The organism is Paraburkholderia ginsengiterrae (genome assembly GCF_001645125.1).
In the GTDB taxonomy this organism is placed as follows: domain Bacteria; phylum Pseudomonadota; class Gammaproteobacteria; order Burkholderiales; family Burkholderiaceae; genus Paraburkholderia; species Paraburkholderia ginsengiterrae.
Map to the genome: position 1 here is coordinate 45289 of NZ_LXKA01000165.1, position 20208 is coordinate 65496.

The following is a 20208-nucleotide window of genomic DNA, read 5'->3' on the forward strand; positions in this document are numbered from 1 at the left end:
CATCTGAAAGCGCAGTAATCCGGCCTCCGCGGTGAATCATTGGATCATCGCGACGAGCGGGTTATCTCAACAGGAGAGAAGATGAGGATCGTAGCTCTTGAGGAGCATTTCCTTGTTCCCCCGCTGGTCCACGCCCATTTTGATGCCAGCAGCAATCCCGGCTATTCCCCGGAGAGCGACATCGTACTGGGGGATCTCGATGCCGGCCGTCTTGCTGCCATGGACCAGCACGGCATTACTCGGCAGGTGATTTCCGCGAGTATGCCCGGGGCCGATCTTCTGGACGGTAGCGCCGGAATCCGCTTCGCCCATGAGACGAACAATCGCCTGGGCGAAGCCGTGCGCCGGCATCCGAACCGGTTCGGTGGATTTGCTCACCTGCCGATGCGAGAACCTGACGCAGCGGCGGACGAGCTGGAACGTGCCGTCTCCGATCTCGGCTTTCGAGGTGCAATGGTGAACGGACTCACTAATGGCCGCTTCCTCGATGACGAACGTTTCACACCGGTGCTGGCTCGGGCTGTCGCGCTCGATGTGCCGATCTATATTCATCCCAATCTGCCACCGAAGGCGGTATATGACTGTTACTACGACGGGCTGCCAGGTCGAGCCGGGCCATTGCTTGCGTCCGGAATATTCGGCTGGCATTCGGAGACCGCGATTCATGTCCTCAGGTTGGCACTAGCCGGGACGTTCGAGAAATTTCCCGGCTTGACCGTGATTGTCGGGCATATGGGAGAGATGTTGCCTTTCATGCTCGGACGTGCCGATGACGTGCTTTTGAGCCGTGGCGCCAACCCGATCAGCCAAACGATCGTGGATAACCTCTACATAACGACATCGGGTGTATTTCACCTGTCGCCTTTCCTGAACGCACTGACTTCATTCGGTGCGGACAGGATCATGTTTAGCGTGGATTATCCGTACAGCGCCAACGCGCCGGCGCGAAAATTCCTTGATGCGCTGCCGGTGTCTCCCGCGGATCGAGTCAAGATCGCGCATGGCAACGCCGATCGGATTCTCAAGTTGGATGTTTCCCCCAGCTTTGACACCCATGCTCAAGCAGCCATGTAACCCATCTCGCACAACGTCGCGTTAGGGGTCGCTGCGTGAGTTAATCCGGGTCCGCCCGTTCCGGGACTCACACGCAATACTTGCGGCCAGATCCGACATATCAATTCGGAGTCCAATATAGATTTGATGTAGATACATACTCACGATTCTTATTATAAAAGCAATTTGTTCCCGCGCCGCCGATGTGTTTTTGCTTTATCTGAATGGCCGTTATGCAGCATTGAATCAAACATATTAAATGACTACATTAGGAGACGGAGATGAAAAAGAAGCTTGTTTGCGTGATGTTAACCTCGCTTGGTTTTTGTGCGGCACACGCCCAAAGCTCTCTGACGCTTTACGGACGTGTGGCTGCTGACCTCGATTTCGTGAATCACGTTGCGACTTCGGACGGCAGCAAAAACCTCTTTCGGTTTGGAAGCAATCAGTACGGGGCAAGCTTTCTTGGTCTTCTCGGCAAAGAGGATATTGGCGGCGGGACGAAAGTAGTCTTCAATCTGGAGAATATGTTCCTTGCTGGCACCGGCCAGACAATCGGGGATGCATACTGGAACCGCTATGCGTACGTCGGCCTCTCGAACGACACCTACGGCAGTTTGTGGGCCGGCCGTGCAATGGTGTTGTCGGACGCGACGGAGTGGTACCTCGATCCGTTTGTCGCACAGCAGACCAGCGTTCTCAACTTCTCCAGGTACCGCGGAACCGGGCAAGCGGTAAACGCTTTGACCTACAATTCGCCGGAGATGCACGGCCTTTCGTTTCGCGTGCAAAACGGCTTCGGGAATACCGCTGGTAACTTCAAGGCATCACGAACATTCAGCGCGAGCGTGCAATACTCCTTGGGCGGATTCACCGGCTACGGACTCTACGACGAACGTCGGGACGCGAACGGAAACTTCTCGGGCCTGTACAGCAATTCGAGAGAGTATATGGCCGGTGCGACCTACCAGTTGCAGGCGTGGAAGTTCTACGCGGGCTACCAGCAACTGGTTTCCTCTGGCTCGGATACCGTCGCCGATCCGACCAACACCGTTGGTGCAACACGAGCGACTCAGGAGTGGGTTGGCGTGTCATATCAGTTCGATCCGGCACTTCAGCTACAGGCAGCGTGGTACCACACCAATGTCAACCACGGCGGCGGAACTGCCAATCTCGCGGCTATCGGCGCAACGTACAACCTTTCCAAGCGCACATTTATCTACGTGGTGGTTGCCTCAATGTTCAACGGCGCGAATGCAGCGTTTCCTGTAGAGACGCAGGATTCGCCACCTGAGCAGGGACACAATCAGCAAGGCAGCTACATCGGCATCATGCACATGTTCTGATGCCCTTAGGAATGGCGTTAACACGCGACAATACTGTGAAAAATCTGCGAAGCGGTGAAGTCTAGGCTTCCGATATCTATTAGGAGATGTCCTGATGAAATGTAAGCTTGCCTTTGTGTTGTTTTGCTTTCTCACGTCAGCGTCAATGGGTGCTTATGCCCAGACTAGTGAGGCTTCTGCCCCGACGTCTCAATCAGCCAGGTCGAGTAGAGCCGCTGATCGCGCGCTGTCGAAACAAGTGCGAGCGGCCCTGATCAAGGCGAAGATTGTCGACACACCGACGATCTTCGTGCGTGCGAAGAATGGATCGGTCACGCTCGCAGGCTCGGTCAGCGACCAGTCTCAAATCGAGCGTGCCGGCGACGTCGCTCGAGGTGTGAGTGGAGTAAGCTCGGTCAACAACGCACTGACGGTCCGTCAGCCCGGTCAATAGAATCAGAATGCTCTGGGTGTCATTCAATGGTCCGTGCCACCCAGGCAGTCGTTTGCCCGTTAAAACATACGATTCATCGCACGTGCGGACGACCGCATCCAATCCAGTGACTTTGATGGCGTCTATCAATCGACTTCACTCATCTCCAGAGCAGCAACCTCCTGCAACGGCCTGGCTTCAACATCAGAAGACATGCGCTGAACGATTCGCCTAAATTGATTGATCGCGACATTGGTGCTGGTAGCCGCCTTTCGCCACGCGATCCGCAGCTCATAGTTGGGTAGCGGATCGGTCAGGTACGCGTAAGATGCGCCGGTAGAAAAATTTTCAGCAACCCATTTCGGTGCGAGTGTCACACCGATCCCGGCATTGACCAACGACATCAGGGTATGAAGCTGCTCGGCCTCCTGTGTCACCCTGGGCATGTACCCCGCCCCCGAGCAGGCCGCGACAATCATCTCCAGCATCCGGGTCCGCTTACGCGTGGGGAACAGGACGAAAGGCTCAGTCGCCAGTTCTCGCAACGCGATATCACGGCGACTGGCGAGACGGTGTTGCTTAGGCAGTACAGCCACGAAAGGGGTTGCAGCGAAAGGTTCGGTACAGATATCCGCATCCAGTGGCGCAGGTGACGGAAAGATGGCGATATCGATCGCCGAGGAATTCAGCGCTTCGATCTGCGCGATGCGGTCAAGCTGCCGCAATTGCAGATCAATCTCCGGAGCCTGATTGCGAAATTCACTCAAGATTGCCGGCAAGGTCGCCCAGAGCGCGACGTCGACGAAGCCGATCGTCAAGCGGCCGACCGTGCCCCGAGCGCAAGCGCGCACCCGCTCCAGCCCCTCGTCCGCCCGTTGAAGGATTGCATAGGCTTCCGGCAAAAAAATTTCGCCCGGAATGGTAAGACCTACCTTCTGGCCGATACGTGTGAACAACGTGAAATCAAGCTCCTCCTCCAGAAGCTTGATTTGCCGGCTAACCGCCGACTGCACGACATTGACCTTTTCGGCCGCACGACCGAAGTGCAGCTCTTCGGCAACAGCCACGAAATATCGAATCCTGCGCAGATCCATGGGAATCACCTCAAGAGTCAAGTGCAACGTTTAGCAAGTCCAGCGTTCGGCAACTCACTGACCATGACGAACCCGGGCGCATCGCATTTTGCAAACGTCAGTCCAGCATGTGCCCGAGCACGGCTTGTTTTGTTTTCAGATAGAAAGCGTTTTCGCTGTTTGGCGCCGTGACGAGGGGCACGCGTTCCTCGATGCTCAATCCGAACCCGGAGATGCCCTGATACTTGCGCGGGTTGTTCGTCATCAGCCGCATCTTTGTTACGCACTGGTCATGGAGAATCTGAGCGCCAACCGCGTAATCTCGCGCATCCACCTGGAGACCCAACTGCAGATTTGCCTCAACGGTGTCGAGGCCCTCGTCCTGTAACGCATAGGCTCGCAGCTTCTCGGTCAGCCCGATGCCTCGCCCTTCGTGTCCCTTCAGATAGACAATCACTCCGCGGCCCTCTGCTGCAATCTGGCTCATCGCCAGATCAAGCTGTGCGCGGCAATCGCATCTGATTGATCCGAACACTTCTCCGGTCAGGCATTCCGAATGAACACGCACCAGAGGCGAGTCGTTTCCCGGCAATTCGCCCATTACCAGTGCCGCGTGCTCCTGCCCCGTGACAGTTTCCCTATACCCGTACACGGTAAACACACCATATCGGGTGGGCAGACGCGCAACCGACATGCGTTCTACGATGCATTCATGCTTGCGGCGATATGCAATCAAATCCTTGATCGTGACAATGGGCAGCGAATGTGTGCGCGCGAACGCCATCAGTTGCGGCAACCTCGCCATGGTGCCATCGTCATTGACGACCTCGGCCAGCAAGCCACCAGGCGCCATTCCAGCGAGTCGCGCGAGGTCAACCCCTGCTTCGGTGTGCCCGGGACGGCGCAATACGCCGCCGCGCACCGCGCGCAACGGAAAGATGTGTCCCGGCCGGTTAAAGTCCGCGGCGTCGGCATTCTCGTCGACGAGCGCCCTGACAGTGATGGCACGGTCGGCCGCCGAAATTCCCGTCGTCGTACCAATGCGATAGTCCGTGCTCACCGTGAATGCGGTACCCATCGAATCGCTATTGTTCGCCACCATAAGCGGAAGTGATAGCGCGTCCAAACGCTCCCCCGGCAGCGATACGCAAAGCACTCCGCTCGTGTAACGCACCATGAAGGCAACGTCGGCCTCAGTTGCGGCCTGCGCGGCCATAATCAGATCGCCTTCGTTCTCGCGGTCTTCGTCGTCCACTACGACAACCATCCGCCCGGCCGCGATCGCGTCAATTGCGGTTTCGATCGAATCTGTCTTCACCTTCTTTCTCCTTCATTCCAAAATCAACCTGCTGCCGGGCAACCAATGGGACTGCGACCACCACTGCCTCAGCAAAGCGTCGCAATGCCTGAACCGAGCCATGCACACTGCTGTATTCCTGCGTGCCAATGCGGCCATCCAGCGTGATGTGCATCCCTGAAGCGATGGCCAGTTCGATAATGTCCATCAGTCGTCTCCTCCTACACATGGGTTCCCTGCTAATCCCGGCAAGCATTCGACCTGTATTAATTGAGCGCGAACATTGGCTTCTTCGAGGCAGGAGGAAAAACACTCCATGACCCATCGTCGTGACGGAAAAAAAATATCTTTATTGCATGACCAGCCCCAATCGATTCGAAGCAAACTCAGCGGCCTAGTGACGAATGCACGCGTGATGATCGCGTAAGTCGATAGGTGCCGTCAGATTGGATACCAAACCATTTCTCAATTAGCCACCGCAACGAATTTCCATCCGCATGCATTTTGGCCTCCTAATTTCATATACTTGATCAATCACCCCGCTTTACCTTTTCCTCACTGACGACCGGATCCATTCGTGCGTCATGGGGCGCGTACTGCCGCTCGCTTCGCACGTGGTGCGCTTCCTGAAGTGCCTTGATGGACGACTTCGATGAGAACCATCGGTCTCGCTGCAATACCATTGAAGCGCCTGCGACATCCGTCTACGAGAACACGGCCGATTTTATAATCACCCAATATTTATATTAATAATATTCAACAGCGTTTGTTAATTAAGAGTCAGCGAGTCTCTTCCGCTAACCAACACGATATTCAACGGGATCTGTATTCCACGTGTTCAAACTCCTCAGCGTGGCCAACTTCTTCATCCGCGCGAACTCGACGACTTGCCGGCCAACCGTTTCCAGAGAATCGGCTACTTTGGAATCGATACATTCATCGTTCACAAAGATTCCACCGGAGCTATTGATCGCGGCTCCAAACGGCGTAGGCCAGCCACGCAGCGCATGGGTAATTGTCCGCAATGTGACCAGGGTACTGCCCGTCGCCTGCCAGCCATAAGCCGTTGCTATCAGGCCGACCGGAACACCCTCCAGATACGGTCGACCATCCTTGGCCGTTTCCTCAAGATAGTCAATTGCATTCTTCAGGAGCCCGGAAATCGTTCCATGGTAGCCGGGGCTGGCAATGACCACTCCGTCGGCGGCCCTTATTGCTCTCAAAAGCAGGACCGCGCATGGGTTGTCGGCGGCATTCGACACGAGATAGTGGGGCAACGATGCAAGTACTTCGCCGCCAAACATCTGTACATCGGCCCCTGCGCTCTCGGCCGCGGACATTGCGATCCTGAGCGATTTTTCAGTAGATGAACCCGGCGTAGAAGTACCACCGAGGCCAACAATGAAGGGACGAAAGTTATCTTCGGACGACATCGTAAATCTCCAGAAATTGCCGAGGAAGCACGGAACGATAGCCTCCCGGACTCGCCATACTCGCTTTTATTACCAGGCATCATCGAGAAATGGGAGTGGCAAGCCCTTCAGATCAGATCTGATCAGATCACACTTCCATCGTGCCATGGATAAAACATAAGGAATCCATATCATTACATCATCACCAAACCCCTCATTGTTCACCGTGCGAGATCCCACGTGACCAACATCCTGGGCTACATCAACAACGTTTCCTATCTTGTCAGTTCAGACAGATCCAACCGTCATTCGAGTCACTGCGCAAGGTACTCACCAACGATCGGCTCCAACCGCTATTCAATGTCGACCGCGGTCAGTGGCCGGTATCTTCTCGCCATCGAATTGCCCCAACAACCATTTTCGTTAGCGTTTCAACCAGCTCGGAGTCGTCAATGTTTCGGTTCAACAACTCCAGATCGCCATTTGCGACAACCCAGTTGTAGCAACTGAATTCAACCATCGAGCAAAGCACCGAGCTTGCGACTTCCGGATCAACGCCTTGGCAATAACCGCGACGCTGTGCGAGGCGGATGCGAAGGCTGGCAATGCGGATGCCCTGTGCGCGAATCTGTCGCCACATGTCCGCGAACGACTCGTTCACCATCGCGGCCTGAAAGACCGCTACAGCAACCGCCCCGTGTTCGCGGTAGGCCCGCCAGAACGCACGCACCACCGCGCGCAAATTGTCGAAAGGGTCCAGTTCGATCCCGCTGGGGGCGCCAATGTTGTCCTGCACCGCGATCCGGAATTCCTCAGCAAGTGCCAGAAGCAGTTCCTCCTTGTTTCGGAAGTACTGGTAAAAGGAGCCGATAGCTTTACCCGCTTCTTCCGCGATGTCACTTATCTTCGCGTTGTGATAGCCGTCTCGTGCCAACACACGGCGGGCCGCAGCCTTGATTGCCGCTTCCGTCTTGCCACGCTTCGTACTTTCGCGAGAACGCCCCGCCTGTTCGATTGCCATGTCTACGCTACCCACCTATCTGACTTCCATGCAGACAACTATAGCAGCCCGACATCTAAAATGAAAGTGAATTCATATTCATTTTTATATTGGGGCACGACCCTCTGGCACATCGCACTATATGTTTCAGTTCGCGCGGCAGGCGTGTCCTCATCAAAGCCCGGAAAGTCTGCTCCTGACGTGAGACCGCGACCGGCTTGCGGTCACGGGTACACAGGCGTCAGCACTAGGCAAAGGGCAGCGGGAGATCTGGAGGGGTATTAAACGGGGATGGATTGAAGTCGTCAACGACGTTGGCCCGCCAAACCGGCCACCTCCCGATCAAAAAGGATGAGGTCGGCTTCAGCGGGTCAACTTTGGTTCACAGAACTTCGAACACGCTATACGTGGGTCCGTTTGCGAACCGATGCCCGGTACCGATAGCGAGAACACGGTTCAGCCACTCGTATCGACCAGGCGGCGCTTCGAAGATGGGGTTGATCCGGAAGTAGTAGCTCGATGGATCGACAAGCTCACCTTTCTCGAGCCGCTGTATGACTTCGGGCGGCCCATGCCGAACGCCGCGGTACGACATCGCGATCGTTGCGCCGTCGTCGGTCTGCAGGATGAGGCGTACGTCGAGCGTGGTGCTGCCGTCGCTGCGCACGGCCTGCCAATCGCTGCCGCCATCGAGCACTTTTCCGGACAATCGGTCGCCTTCGAACACTCCCGACGGAACGATACCCACACGACGAAACGGTCCCGGCGTAGCGCCGACAACGACGATCGGCTTGACGTCGAGCCGCATGACGAACAATGGGCGCGTCTGCACGCTTTTAAGTGGTGCGGGAAGGCTGTCGAAGAGTGTTGTGGGCATGTTTTATCTCAAGAATCAGCGCCTGGTTTATGGACAGCAAAGTTTAGTGGTGACTAACCAGTCTCACGAGGCCGTCTTTCCACCGTTGACCCTGATGATTTCGCCCGTGATGAAACCCGCCTTGTCGGACGCGACGAACACGATTGCGTCGGCTATCTCTTCAGGGGTTCCCGCACGCCTGAGCGGCACGTTCGTGAGAAACGCGGCTTTTCGCTCGGCGGTGCCGGTCAGCCGATCGAGCATCGCGGTCTCGACAGGGCCTGGAGCGATTGCGTTGACGCGCACCCCCGACGCGGCACCCTCGATCGCCGCCGATTTGGTCAGACCTTCCACGGCGTGCTTGCTCGCCACATAGAGCGATGCGTTCGCCGCGCCACGCGAGCCCATCGTCGATGAAATATTGACGATGCTGCCGCTACCCTGCGCCAGCATCACGCACATTTCGTGCTTCATGCTGAGCAGCGTGCCGAGCACATTAGTATCGAACACGGCGGCATAGCCCTCGGGAGTCCGGTCCGTTACGGGACCCGACTGACCTTCGGTGCCCGCCGAGTTGACCGCCACGTCGAGCCGGCCAAAGCGCGCCACCGTCATGTCGACGAGGTTGCGTACTTCGTCTTCGAATCGGACATCGGACTGAATGAATTCGGCTTCAACACCGTGTGTGCGAAGCTCCTCAGCCAGCTTCTGGCCTTCGCCGGCGCGCCGACCGGAGACAACGACGTGAGCGCCCTCACGGGCGAAGGCCAGCGCAGTGGCGCGTCCGATGCCAGTCAACGCACCAGTGACCAGAACAACAGGATGTGTAGACATTGCCCTTCCTTGGCGAAGTTTGCGAATGCTGCTGACGGAGCCGCACAACGATTGGAGCCAGCTGCTGCGCTTGAACCGGCGACCGTCAGCGCCCTGCGCAGCGAAAAGGCAATAGTAGAGTTCAGGAAGCCGGAAATAAACAGCCTGAGACTCCGATCATTTCGGACATCTCAGTCCGCCTTCGCGCCGATTATCCGAGTCCTCGCCCGTTGTCAGATCTGCAGATTCTGGTTGACATAGAAAGCCGCTTTCGAACGATATGTGCGTGCTCCAGCACGGACCCGGCGCCGGTTGTGCCCCGCTCATCGCGAGTCTGTCCGGCGCCGCGTTATGGGCTCACATCAGTTGCGCCCCTGAACCGTGATCGACACATACCGGTCCGGCTGCAGGCACGCGATCAGCGCGCGGGGATCGCCATCCAGACAGTGCGTCCGCGGCTCGCTCGATCCCACACCTTGCGCGTGAATGATGCTGCCGTCCAGTCCGCGAGCAACCAGATAGTCCCGCACGGAGTTAGCGCGGGCCAGCGACAACGGTCCGTTGATGGATTCGGAACCGAGCCTGTCGGTATGACCGACCACCGTAATGGCGTTCACCTGCTCATGCTTGCGGATACGTTCGGCGATCTGATCGAGTTCGACTTTCGCGGCGGGCAGCATCGACTCGGGCGCCGACTTGTCGAACGGAAACAACGCATCCGCTTGCACCGTGAAGTTTTCGATCGTGGTTGCGTCTGCTGCAACAGGAGCCGGTTTGGTCGGCGCGTCAGCACTGGCATCCTGGCCGCATCTGAACAGCAGAACACGCGGGTCGTTGCGGTTGTCGTCAGCGGCGCGAACCTGGTCGATCCTGTCGATCGGCTGCACTGCCTTGTCGCGGCAGATGCGTTGCGCCACCTTCATGCAGGTTGACGCGCTCTCGAACAGCCCGTGGCACTCGGCCCGGTATGTCCTGACGCCGTTGCTTGCATCGACGGAATAGGCGTTGAAGGTCGGGCCGCTCCCGGCCGTGCATCCTGTCACGGCAAGCGCGGCAGTGCAGAAAAAACTGGCGAAAAAAAGTCGGTTCATCAAGTACTCCATAGATTGTGGATGGCGGAGAATGCGGGGCGCGCGGCGGCTGCCCCGCCCTCGCGACTTACCATTGCATTGCCGCGTCGACGCCGACCGTCGTGCCTCCCGGGCTCATGCCCACGCCGGCTTTCATCTTCAGGTTCTCAGTGAGACGCGCCGTGCCGCCGAGCGCGACTGCCTGATAACCGCGAAAGCCCGCAGTGCCGATACCGAGCGACAGCGTCTTGTCCTTGTCCACTTCCGGAATCATCGTCAGCGCGGTCGCCGCAGCGATGCCTGAATACGCGTTGCGCGCGGTGGAACTAATGCCGTTCTGCAATTCATTTATCCGGGTATCGGTGTACGTGTTGGCCTGGGAAAGCGCATTGTTCAACTGTTCGACGTTGACCGCGTCGGTCGCCGCCGTGCCGGCAGCGACATTGATGACCTGCCGGGTCGACGCGGCGGAGCCGACCGCCACCACGTTCGCTCGGCCGCCGTCGTTACTGTTCGAACCGAGCGCCGTCGATCCGCTGCCGGTCGACGTTGCACCGGCTCCCACCGCAGTCGAACTGCTGCCCGACGCCGTCGAGCCGTTGCCCACCGCCGAGCTGTTGTTGCCGGAAGCCACCGCCCCTTGCCCGCCCGCGGACGAATTCGACCCGGAGGACGCCGGCGGAGTCGGCGTGCCGGGCGAGGACGTGAAGCTGCCGCCGTTGTTGACGGTGGTGGTCTGCTGGCTGATCAGCGTCGTCAACTTGCTTGCCACCGCATCGAGCTGCGAGACATTCACGGCGTCAGTGCCCGCCTTGCCGGCGGCGAGCCCCGTGATCTGCCGATTGCCGACGTTGACCTCACCCGCCGACGACTGCGGACTGCTCAAGCCGTATGCGATGTAATTGCTCAACGCGCCGACTGTCGTAACCGATCCGGCTCCCAACGCGACACTGTTCGCGAACGTCGCGCTCGCGCCGGCACCCAATGCGAGCGCGTCGATGGCGCTACTGCGCGAACCCGAGCCGATTGCAATGGACCCGGCGTTGGCCGCACTTGCGTTTGCGCCCTGCGCGATCGACTGCGCGCCGCTCGCAACTGACCCGCTGCCCACCGCAATCGCATCCGCCTGCGCCGAATTCGCAGCCTGGCCGATTGCGACGCCGCCTGGCGCCGTCGCATCGACGATCGCGCCGTTGCCCACGCCCACGCCGTTATCGCCGTTGACCACCGTCGTCGGCCCGACCGCGATCGACTGCGCGCCCACCGCGAGCGAATCCGCCGCCGTCGAGTTCGCATGGAAGTACAGCTGGCCGGTCACCGCGAACGACGACAATGCGCCGGCCAGCTGCCGGATGGTCACCGCGTCGTGCTGCTGCGTACCGTCGGCGACGTTCGTCAACTGGCGATACGTGTTGCCGCTTGCGCTGCCGAACGACACCGCGCCGAGCAGAGTTTGATCCGAAGTGTTGAACGGAATCGCGTGCGTGCCGTTGGAGATCGAGCCGACACCGGAGAGCACCGCGCGGTCCGACACAGAGCCCGCGCCAATCGCAACGCCCCCCGCCACCGATGCACTCGACAGAGCGCCCAGCGCCACCGCGTTGTCCGCCAGCGCGGCAGCGCCATTGCCGCCGGCAAAGCTGCTCACGCCGCTCGCCGTCGCCGCCACGCCAGCCGCCAGCGCGTTGAGACCGGTGGCGCCGTTGTTGTTGTAGTTGCCGCCTTGTGTGCCGCCGTCGTTGACGCTGTAGTAATGCTTCGCATTGGCCGTCACCGTGCTGGCCAGGTTATCGACGGCCTGATCGGTGGCGTAGAGCTGCGAACCGTTCACGGCATCCGTGCTGCTCGCGCTGACACGGCCCGCGGCCACATTGGTCACGGTGCGCTCGTGACCCGCGCTGCCGACACTGACCGTGCTCGTGGGCGAAGTGCCTGCATACGTATAGGCCGTGCGGTTGATGGTGTCGCCCGGGGTCGCCACGGCGGCGGCGGTCGTCGAGCCGCTGCCCAACGCCACGTCGTTCGCGTTGTTCGCCGTCGCGCCCTGGCCGAGCGCGGTGCTGCCCGCGCCGGCAGCGACGGTCCCCACGCCCGCCGCCAACGCGTTCGTGCCGGTCGCGCCGTCGTTGTTGTAGTTGCCGCCCTGCGTGCCGCCGTCGTTGACACTGTAGTAATGCGTTTTGCCGGCGGCGACGGTGGTCGCGAGAGCGTCGATTGCCTGATTGCTCTGGTACAACTGCGAGCCGTTCACGGCGTCCGTGCTCGTCGCGCTCAGGCGGCCGGCCGCCACGTTCTGGATCTGCCGTTCGGCGCCCGCTGCGCCCACGCTCACCACGCTGGTCGGCGTGGTGCCGGCGAAGCCGTAGACCGTGCCATTGATCGTCGTGCTCGGCGTCGGCGTTGCCGTGCCGGTTTGCGAGCCCGAGCCCAGCGCGACACTGTTCGCGGATGTCGCGCTCGCGCCGGCGCCCAATGCGAGCGCGTCGATCGCGCTGCTGTGTGAACCCGAGCCGATTGCAATGGACCCGGCGTTGGCCGCGCTGGCATTTGCGCCTTGCGCGATCGACTGCGCGCCGCTCGCAACCGACCCGCTGCCCACCGCGATCGCATCCGCCTGCGCCGAATTCGCAGCCTGGCCGATGGCGACGCCGCCCGGCGCCGTCGCATCGACGATCGCGCCGTTGCCGACGCCCACACCGTTATCGCCGTTGACCACCGTCGTCGGCCCGACCGCGATCGACTGGGCCCCGACCGCGAGCGAATCCGCCGCCGTCGAGTTCGCATGGAAGTACAACTGCCCCGTCACCGCGAACGACGACAGCGCACCAGCCAATTGCCGGATCGTCACCGCGTCGTGCTGCTGCGTGCCGTCGGCGACGTTCGTCAACTGGCGATACGTGTTGCCGCTCGCGCTGCCGAACGACACCGCGCCGAGCAGAGTTTGATCCGAAGTGTTGAACGGAATCGAATGTGTGCCGTTGGCAATCGAGCCGATGCCGGAGAGCACCGCGCGGTCCGACACAGAGCCCGCGCCAATCGCAACGCCACCCGCCACCGATGCGCTCGACAGAGCGCCCAGCGCCACCGCGTTGTCCGCCAGCGCGGCAGCGCCATTGCCGCCGGCGAAGCTGCTCACGCCGCTCGCCGTCGCCGCCACACCCGCCGCCAGCGCGTTGAGGCCGGTGGCGCCGTTGTTGTTGTAGTTGCCGCCTTGCGTGCCGCCGTCGTTGACGCTGTAGTAGTGCGTCTTGTCGGCGGCGACGGTCGTCGCCAGACTGTCGATCGACTGGTTGGTCTGGTAGAGCTGCGAACCATTCACGGCATCCGTGCTGCTCGCACTCAGGCTGCCCGCTGCCACATTCTGGATCTGGCGCTCGGCACCTGCCGCGCCCACGCTCACGACGCTCGTCGGATTGGTGCCGGCAAAGCTGTAGACCGTTCCATTGATCGTCGCGCTCGCGGTGGGTGTGGCGGTGCCGGTCTGCGACCCCGAACCGAGCGCGACATCGCCCGTATTGCTGGCGACCGCGTTCGGGCCTATTGCGACGCTGTTGGTCCCGATCGCCTGGCTGTCCGGCGCCGTCGAGTTCGCATGGAAGTACTTGATGCCGGGCGCGCTACCGCCGCCGGTGATAGCGTTGACGAGATTCTGTACCGATGTATAGGTGTTGCCACCGTAACTGAGGTTGGTGGTCAGCGCCCCGGTTGTGCTGTTGTACGTGGTGCTGCCGCCGAGACTCGACGCGATGGTGTTGCCCAGATTGGTTACCTGTGAACCCACGGTCGTGATCGCGGTATCGGCGGCGAACAGTTGCGAGCCGTTGACCGCGTCCGTGCTCGACCCACTCACGCGTCCGGCCGCGACATTGGTGATCTGACGCGGCGCCGCCGACGTGCCGACACTGACCACGCCGGCAGGCGCGCCGCCCGCGTAGATAAAGCTCGTGCCGTCGACGGTGCCGCTCGCGGTAGGCACCGCGGCCGACGTCACCGACGATCCCTGGCCCAGCGCCACATTGGAACCGGTCATGCCGTTAGCGATGCTCGCGCCCTGGCCCAGCACGGTGGAATTCGCCACGCCGTTGTCGGTCGCCTGATTGCCGACCACGAGCGAGGCCCCGCCGCTCGCCGTTGCGCCGAAGCCGCCGGCCGCCGCATTCGCACCCGAGGATACCGGCTGCGTCGACGTGACCGAGCTGTTGGACACGAACGGGCCCACGGTGCCGCTCGTCAGGTTGTCGACTGCCTGGTTGGTCGCATACAGTTCGCTGCCGTTCACCGCGTCGGTGCTGGTCGCGCTCACGCGGCCCGCGGCGAGGTTCGTGATCGTCCGCTCATTGCCCACCGAACCGACGCTCACGGTACTGCCAGGCGTTGTACCTTGCACCGGATGCGTGACGCCGCCAACCGCGACGCTCGCCGTATCGACAGGCGCGGCGGTGGTGCTGCCGGCGCCCAGCGCCACTGCGTTCGCATTGTTGGCCGACGCGCCGGCGCCCAGCGCGATTGCGTCGCCCAGGTTCGCCACTGCCGAGTCGCCGAGCGCGAGCGCGCTCGCGCCGGTCGCGTTGCTCGCGTTGCCGAGTGCGACGGCGCCCTGGCCGCTCGCCGTGTTGCCGTTGCCCTGCGCGAGCGCGCCGTTGCCAGTGGCCGTGTTGTCCGCGCCTACCGCGATTGCGCCGTTGCCCGTTGCGCTATTGGGGTCGCCGATAGCAACGGCACCGTTGCCGCTGACCGTCTGCGCCTGACCGAGCGCCACCGCACCCGTCCCGCTCAGCACCTGGGAGCTGTGGCCACCGGCTATCGAACCGGCGCCTGCCGCCGCCGCAGCTTTGTTGCTATCGCCGATGGCCACGGTCGACGCGGCGAGAGCTTGCGATGTAAAGCCAACCGCTGTCGCATTGCCATTGCTCGCGAGCGCCTGGTTGCCCAGCGCGACGGCGCTGTTGCCCGACGCCGTCGCATTCGTGCCCATCGCGATGGCATTGGCGTTGGTGCCCGTGCCGGCCGAATCTCCTATCGCAATCGACGACGAACCCGCTGAGCTCGCGCCAGAGCCAATCGCTACGGCGCGAATGCCTGACGCTGCGGCGCCCGCCACGGCGGCCGGCGCAGACGAACCGCCTTCCGCGATGGAATCGGACGCACCCAACGCTATCGCATTCGCACCGGTGGCCCGCGAGCCGTTCATCATGCCGAGCGCGTTGAGTCCCGAGGCGAAGGATCCCGCACCCAATGCGACTGCATTCTGTGCCGAAGCTGTGGCCACGGTGCCGGCGGCGAGCGAAGATGGACCTGAAGCCGTGACGTCCGTGCCAACGCCAATGGCACCCGCCGCCGTTGCGCCCGTGCCCGCGACGTTACGCGCGCCCAGATAAACGGCGTTCAGGCCGCTGGCGATGGACTGAAAGCCGACAGCGATAGCGTGCGTCCCTGAGCCGTCGGCGATATAACCCAGTGCGACAGCCGCAGGGCCGCTCGCCACCGACTGGAAGCCGAAGGCGGCGGCATAGTCGCCGGTAGAGGTAACGTCGGTGCCAATCGCGATGGACGATAGCCCCGTCGAACCGGTGCCCGCGGCGGTGCGCGCGCCCAGATAGACCGCGTTGACACCGGTGGCAGAGGCGCCCGAACCAACAGCGACGCCGTTGGTTTGCGAGCCGATGGCTCCGCTGCCCAATGCAACCGCGCCTGACGCGGCAGCGCTGGAGCTTGCGCCCAGTGCAACGCCGTTGTCGCCGGTCGCCTTCGCGGAGGGGCCGACCGCAGTCGACAGGTTGCCACTCGAGACTGAGTCGACGCCAATACCGATGGCAGCCGAACCGCTAGCGGCGACATCAGTGCCGATCGCAATCGCCGACTGCGCGGTCGCGCCGGTACCCGGAGCAGTGCGCGCCCCCAGATAAATGGCATTAATATTAGACGCTATGGCTTGAAAGCCGAAGGACAAGGCATTCAGTCCCGTACTGGTGGCGCCGTAACCTACCGCGGTGGCTCCGCCTCCCGAGGCGGATGACGTGAAACCCACGCACGTGGTGCTGCCGCTGTAGAAGTTGTAGGGGGCCGCGGAGCAGCTCACCTGCGCCTGTGCCTGCGCGGTCCATCCGCCAACCCCCATAGCCAGCAACACTGTCAGCACGCGCGGATTGGCACCGCGCAGCGTCAAAGCACCGCATTCGCCCAGCTCCGCGTTGCGGCCCTCACATACGGCGGCAGCCGCCCCTGACTTCCCTTTGCCGCGCGACGTGTCCAGCTCCGATGCGGCGACGAAAACGCCCAGCGCCTTGTTCCAGATGGTCCGATATGCCTTGTTCATGTCGTTGCCTCGATAAGTAATTGGCCATGCGAATTTTGTAGTGATGGGCATGCTCACCCAATCCTACTAATTAGGATTACTAGTTTTATTCAATAAACGTCTGGCTGCGGCATGCGGTTTTTTAGTGTTTTCTACAGCACGCTGCCTCTGCCCTCGATGAATTTTTAGCGCGAGCGAGTACCTCTTCAAAAGAAGTATTTCGCATGTCTAATTTAAATAATGGCAGCCGACCGGACGGTCGATTCTTTTTAGCGAACTGACCGCCGCGGCGATCGACGCATTGCTGCGTTACGAGGGTCCAAAGGGCTGCGGCATAGGGGCGACGATGGCGCGGCAGAGCACTGATCGCTCGCCTGACTGGTATGCCTGTTTCGCCGGGCCAGCGCCCGACTTTGCCCCAACTGGAATACTCATGGTTACCGGACCCCTCGATAGCGCGTCACATCCGTTTCGTCGGCACATGGGCTTGGCAAACAGCTTCATGCCATGCAGCAAGCGCCGCTTCTTTTGCAACATGAGCACTATGTGAGACAAGGGCCGCTCCATTTTGTATTAGATGTGCGCCCCTTACTCTGGCAATTCGTGTAACACAAAGAAACTTATGTGCTCGTGGGAACTTTCTCATACGCCTTTTCATTTGTCTACAGAAAAGACTTACTTTATTGCGGGCTTTGCAAGATTTAATAATTAGGGAATGGATGCTATTGAGGATTGCCTTGACGCTGCCTTATTTTTTTCGAGGAATTGCCATCCCGACGTGACTAGGAATCCCTGCACGGGCAATGCCCACGCGATGGATATGCCCCAAAACAGTTCAAACACCTCGTCAGATTTTCTATGACAAAATTAAGAACTCACGAGAATTTTTTATGCATTTCGCCTTAAATCATTCTTGCCATCCAATTCTTTCTTCCTCTAATACAGCTTACAAAGAGGTTCGCTGTCTGGTCCGAATTTCATGAAACCACGTGACACTCGTCCTCTGCAAAATTCCGCGGCGCTTCGCCCGCTGCCGCAACACAAATGCAACGGCAGCGGATACACACAACTTACTTACCAGCGATAGCCGACACCCGCGCCTGCACCTACGGAACCGTGGCCCGAAACAGAGGTCGTGATCGAGCCCTTGACCAACCATCCCACAAGCTCGACTGAAGACAGATCAGGTGGACGAAGTACCGTAGAGAATGCCTCGACCGCTGTTGGGCGCCACGTAGACGGTCCCGAACGTCCTGGGGTCCCCGACCACCAGCGTGTAACCGCCCCATTGATGCAGGGCGTCGTTGATCTGCACCCAGGTCGCGCCCTGGTCGATGGAGCGGAACAGGCCGATCACGCCATTGACCGTGCCCGCCAGATAGAAGGTCTGACCGTTCGCTCCCGGCGCCGCCATGCCGAAACCGATCGAGATTGCCGACGTGATAATGCCCGGCTGGAACGCGTTCCAGGTCCAACCCGAGTTGCTGCTGCTGTAGAGGCCGGACGACGTCGCGAGCCAGATCTGCCCCTGAACGCCGGTCACCGTCGAAGCTTGGCCGCCAATGGGCAGGCCGCTGGCGGAAATCTGCCACGTCACGCCCTGATCGCCGCTGCCGTAGAAGACGCCGTGGGTAGCATCCCATGCATAGAGCAGGTTGGCGTTGAGCCCGTCCGAAAGCACCTGGACACCGACTGGCAGCGGCGTTTGCGTCCACGCGCCCAGGCACGGGAGCCAGCTCGCGCCATTGTTGGTGGAGTAGACCGGCGCCACATCGGACGGCGCCCACACGATCGTGCGCCCGTCCGCGGACAAGGCCACTCCACCGGAACCCTTGGACGAGCCGGCCTGACTGGCGAAGGCCGTCCACGTCGCGCCGCCGTCCTGCGAGACTGCACCGTATGCACCCGTGCTGCCAACGCCGGTTCCGACCAGGACCATCTTCGCGGGGACGTTCCGCGCGAAATCGACGCCTGTGCCGTTTCCGTTGGTGATATTTGCGGCTGACTGCGTCGGCGCCGCGGTCAAGCTGGTGTGGACGAACCCGCCCACGTCGCCGAGGCCGCTGATGAGCGTGGCGCCCGCCGTCGGCGAGGCCAGCGCGAGCACCGCGGTTTCTTCGATGCCATTGGCGCCGATGCTCCAGTGGGTCGGCAGACCGCGATCGGCATCGGTCAGATTGGACGTGGTCCAGATGCCGCCGCCGGTCGTATAGAACGCGTGGTCGATGTTCGACGGATCGATCACGGCCTGGGCCCAATTACCGAAGCCGGGCTCCGATTGGCCGTGTGCCATCCAGGGCGCGAGGCTCGCGTCCCGCACAGCGTTCGCGCCGACGTCCGTCCACGTCTTGCCGCCATCGCCAGTGCGATACATCGTGTCTTGCGGCCACCAATGGTCCATCGTCATGACGATCGCGACACCGGGGTTCCACGGATCGAGCGCGAGGCCGCTGAAACCTGACGGGTAGTTGATCGGATCGTGTGGCGTGATGTTCTCCCAGGTGCCGGCGTCGATACTGTACTTCCACACCTGGCCGGCCGTCATGCCGTTGGGGCCTTTGACATTGCCGTACGTGACGTACAGTTGACGATCGGGCCCGATCAGGCCGCGCTGCGGCATCATGGGGCTCGTCGGGCCGCCCGCAACCGGGCTCCACGTCACGCCGCCGTCGCCGCTGCGATAAAGGGTCGACGCCGCCGTGCCGGTGGAAACGCCGGCAAAGATGGTCTGGCTCGGCGAACCATTGCCGCCGGATCGCGGATCGAACGCGATAAACGCCACGCCCGCCCCAGTGCTGTCGCTGGAAAGCGCATTGAAGCCGCTCACCTTCGTCCACGTCTGGCCGCTGTTGGCGCTCGTCCATAGACCGTTGGAGCTTGGCTGGGAGCTGTTATTGGAGCTCCCGTAGAACAGCGTCGACCCATGGTTCGGATCCACCTGCAACCGCTCGCCGACCTGGCGTCCGTCCTCGTTGCCGCCAACCCGAAAGCTCAACGGATACGATGTGAAGCTCGCGCCCTGGTCCGACGACACGAGTACGGCGCCATTCTGTGCCCACCAGCTGGTATAGAGGCCGACGACCATATAAAGCATGTTCGGATTGCCCGGATCGACGGCAATGCTCTCAATCCCCATCCAGTGAGCGTCCGATGGCGGTGTCCAGTCGTTCAGCGGGATCCATGTGCTGGTCGCCGCGTTGTAACGATAGGCGCCGCCGATATCGGTGCGCGCATAGAAAACCCCTTGCTTCCACGGATGCGCGACGATACCCGTGACATAGCCACCGGCGACGACCCGCACGTTGCCCCAGGCATCGGCGGGCTGGGCAGACGCGCCGCCGGCCTTGGCGGCCATGGCCATGGCTTTGACGGATGTCGACGCCGGTCCGCCGCCGTCCGCTCCACCGCAGGCGGAGAGGAGCGTTGCGGCGCCAAGGCTCAACAGAAAGTGCCGTCGAGCGTTGCTTTCGATACTGCCGTCCGCGGATTGATGTGCAGCCGGCACGCGTGCCGGCGTATTGGTTTGATCCATGAATGCACTCCAATTGTCGTTGTTGATGAACGTACGCCAGCGTCAAACG

Annotated in this window: 13 protein-coding genes; 3 read left to right on the top strand and 10 right to left on the bottom strand. The window is 61.0% G+C overall.

Annotation, left to right across the window (positions count from 1 at the left end):
* The first annotated feature begins 81 nt into the window (after positions 1-81).
* From A6V37_RS13215 to A6V37_RS13225, 3 genes are all read left to right on the top strand, one after another.
* On the top strand, positions 82-1074 hold the full coding sequence (locus A6V37_RS13215; RefSeq protein WP_064265735.1) for an amidohydrolase family protein: 993 nt from the start codon (positions 82-84) through the stop codon (positions 1072-1074).
* Between the two features lie 260 nt (positions 1075-1334).
* Positions 1335-2399, top strand: a complete 1065-nt coding sequence (locus tag A6V37_RS13220) for a porin (protein ID WP_064265736.1) — start codon at positions 1335-1337, stop codon at positions 2397-2399.
* Positions 2400-2493: 94 nt separating this feature from the next.
* Complete coding sequence (locus A6V37_RS13225) at positions 2494-2832, top strand: BON domain-containing protein (RefSeq protein WP_064265737.1); 339 nt, start codon at positions 2494-2496, stop codon at positions 2830-2832.
* A gap of 125 nt (positions 2833-2957) precedes the next feature.
* Here A6V37_RS13225 and A6V37_RS13230 read toward each other — a convergent pair whose 3' ends face one another.
* The 10 genes from A6V37_RS13230 to A6V37_RS13275 form a co-directional block, all read right to left on the bottom strand.
* Positions 2958-3905 carry a LysR substrate-binding domain-containing protein gene (locus A6V37_RS13230; RefSeq protein WP_064265738.1) on the bottom strand — a complete coding sequence of 316 codons (948 nt, stop codon included), beginning with the start codon at positions 3903-3905 and terminating at the stop codon, positions 2958-2960.
* Between the two features lie 97 nt (positions 3906-4002).
* Positions 4003-5202 (bottom strand): bifunctional 3,4-dihydroxy-2-butanone-4-phosphate synthase/GTP cyclohydrolase II, encoded by a 1200-nt coding sequence (locus A6V37_RS13235; protein WP_075643486.1) that lies wholly within the window; start codon positions 5200-5202, stop codon positions 4003-4005.
* A complete protein-coding gene (locus A6V37_RS13240; RefSeq protein ID WP_064265739.1) occupies positions 5171-5389 on the bottom strand; it encodes a hypothetical protein in 219 nt (72 codons plus the stop codon). Before A6V37_RS13240 ends, A6V37_RS13235 begins: the two co-directional genes overlap by 32 nt.
* A gap of 589 nt (positions 5390-5978) precedes the next feature.
* Positions 5979-6614: an NADPH-dependent FMN reductase gene (locus tag A6V37_RS13245; protein WP_064265740.1), complete on the bottom strand. Its 636-nt coding sequence runs from the start codon at positions 6612-6614 to the stop codon at positions 5979-5981.
* Between the two features lie 352 nt (positions 6615-6966).
* Positions 6967-7614, bottom strand: coding sequence for a TetR/AcrR family transcriptional regulator (locus tag A6V37_RS13250; RefSeq protein ID WP_064265741.1), 648 nt, complete (start codon positions 7612-7614; stop codon positions 6967-6969).
* A gap of 361 nt (positions 7615-7975) precedes the next feature.
* The gene (locus A6V37_RS13255; protein WP_064265742.1) at positions 7976-8470 is read right to left on the bottom strand and encodes a DUF3237 domain-containing protein; all 495 of its coding nucleotides are present in this window, start codon (positions 8468-8470) and stop codon (positions 7976-7978) included.
* Positions 8471-8533: 63 nt separating this feature from the next.
* Positions 8534-9283 (bottom strand): SDR family NAD(P)-dependent oxidoreductase, encoded by a 750-nt coding sequence (locus A6V37_RS13260; protein ID WP_064265743.1) that lies wholly within the window; start codon positions 9281-9283, stop codon positions 8534-8536.
* A 341-nt stretch (positions 9284-9624) separates the two neighbouring features.
* Positions 9625-10353, bottom strand: a complete 729-nt coding sequence (locus A6V37_RS13265; protein ID WP_064265744.1) for an OmpA family protein — start codon at positions 10351-10353, stop codon at positions 9625-9627.
* Positions 10354-10420: 67 nt separating this feature from the next.
* On the bottom strand, positions 10421-16648 hold the full coding sequence (locus A6V37_RS13270) for an ESPR-type extended signal peptide-containing protein (RefSeq protein WP_064286048.1): 6228 nt from the start codon (positions 16646-16648) through the stop codon (positions 10421-10423).
* Positions 16649-17810: 1162 nt separating this feature from the next.
* Positions 17811-20159 (bottom strand): beta propeller repeat protein, encoded by a 2349-nt coding sequence (locus A6V37_RS13275; protein WP_064286049.1) that lies wholly within the window; start codon positions 20157-20159, stop codon positions 17811-17813.
* Positions 20160-20208 lie beyond the last annotated feature (49 nt).

Bases quoted from the DNA above. Each gene is read 5' to 3' on its own strand.
- A6V37_RS13250 (WP_064265741.1), bottom strand. From the start codon at position 7,614: ATGGCAATCGAACAGGCGGGGCGTTCTCGCGAAAGTACGAAGCGTGGC.
- A6V37_RS13245 (WP_064265740.1), bottom strand. From the start codon at position 6,614: ATGTCGTCCGAAGATAACTTTCGTCCCTTCATTGTTGGCCTCGGTGGT.
- A6V37_RS13275 (WP_064286049.1), bottom strand. From the start codon at position 20,159: ATGGATCAAACCAATACGCCGGCACGCGTGCCGGCTGCACATCAATCC.
- A6V37_RS13240 (WP_064265739.1), bottom strand. From the start codon at position 5,389: ATGGACATTATCGAACTGGCCATCGCTTCAGGGATGCACATCACGCTG.
- A6V37_RS13255 (WP_064265742.1), bottom strand. From the start codon at position 8,470: ATGCCCACAACACTCTTCGACAGCCTTCCCGCACCACTTAAAAGCGTG.
- A6V37_RS13260 (WP_064265743.1), bottom strand. From the start codon at position 9,283: ATGTCTACACATCCTGTTGTTCTGGTCACTGGTGCGTTGACTGGCATC.
- A6V37_RS13225 (WP_064265737.1), top strand. From the start codon at position 2,494: ATGAAATGTAAGCTTGCCTTTGTGTTGTTTTGCTTTCTCACGTCAGCG.
- A6V37_RS13215 (WP_064265735.1), top strand. From the start codon at position 82: ATGAGGATCGTAGCTCTTGAGGAGCATTTCCTTGTTCCCCCGCTGGTC.
- A6V37_RS13270 (WP_064286048.1), bottom strand. From the start codon at position 16,648: ATGAACAAGGCATATCGGACCATCTGGAACAAGGCGCTGGGCGTTTTC.
- A6V37_RS13220 (WP_064265736.1), top strand. From the start codon at position 1,335: ATGAAAAAGAAGCTTGTTTGCGTGATGTTAACCTCGCTTGGTTTTTGT.
- A6V37_RS13230 (WP_064265738.1), bottom strand. From the start codon at position 3,905: ATGGATCTGCGCAGGATTCGATATTTCGTGGCTGTTGCCGAAGAGCTG.
- A6V37_RS13265 (WP_064265744.1), bottom strand. From the start codon at position 10,353: ATGAACCGACTTTTTTTCGCCAGTTTTTTCTGCACTGCCGCGCTTGCC.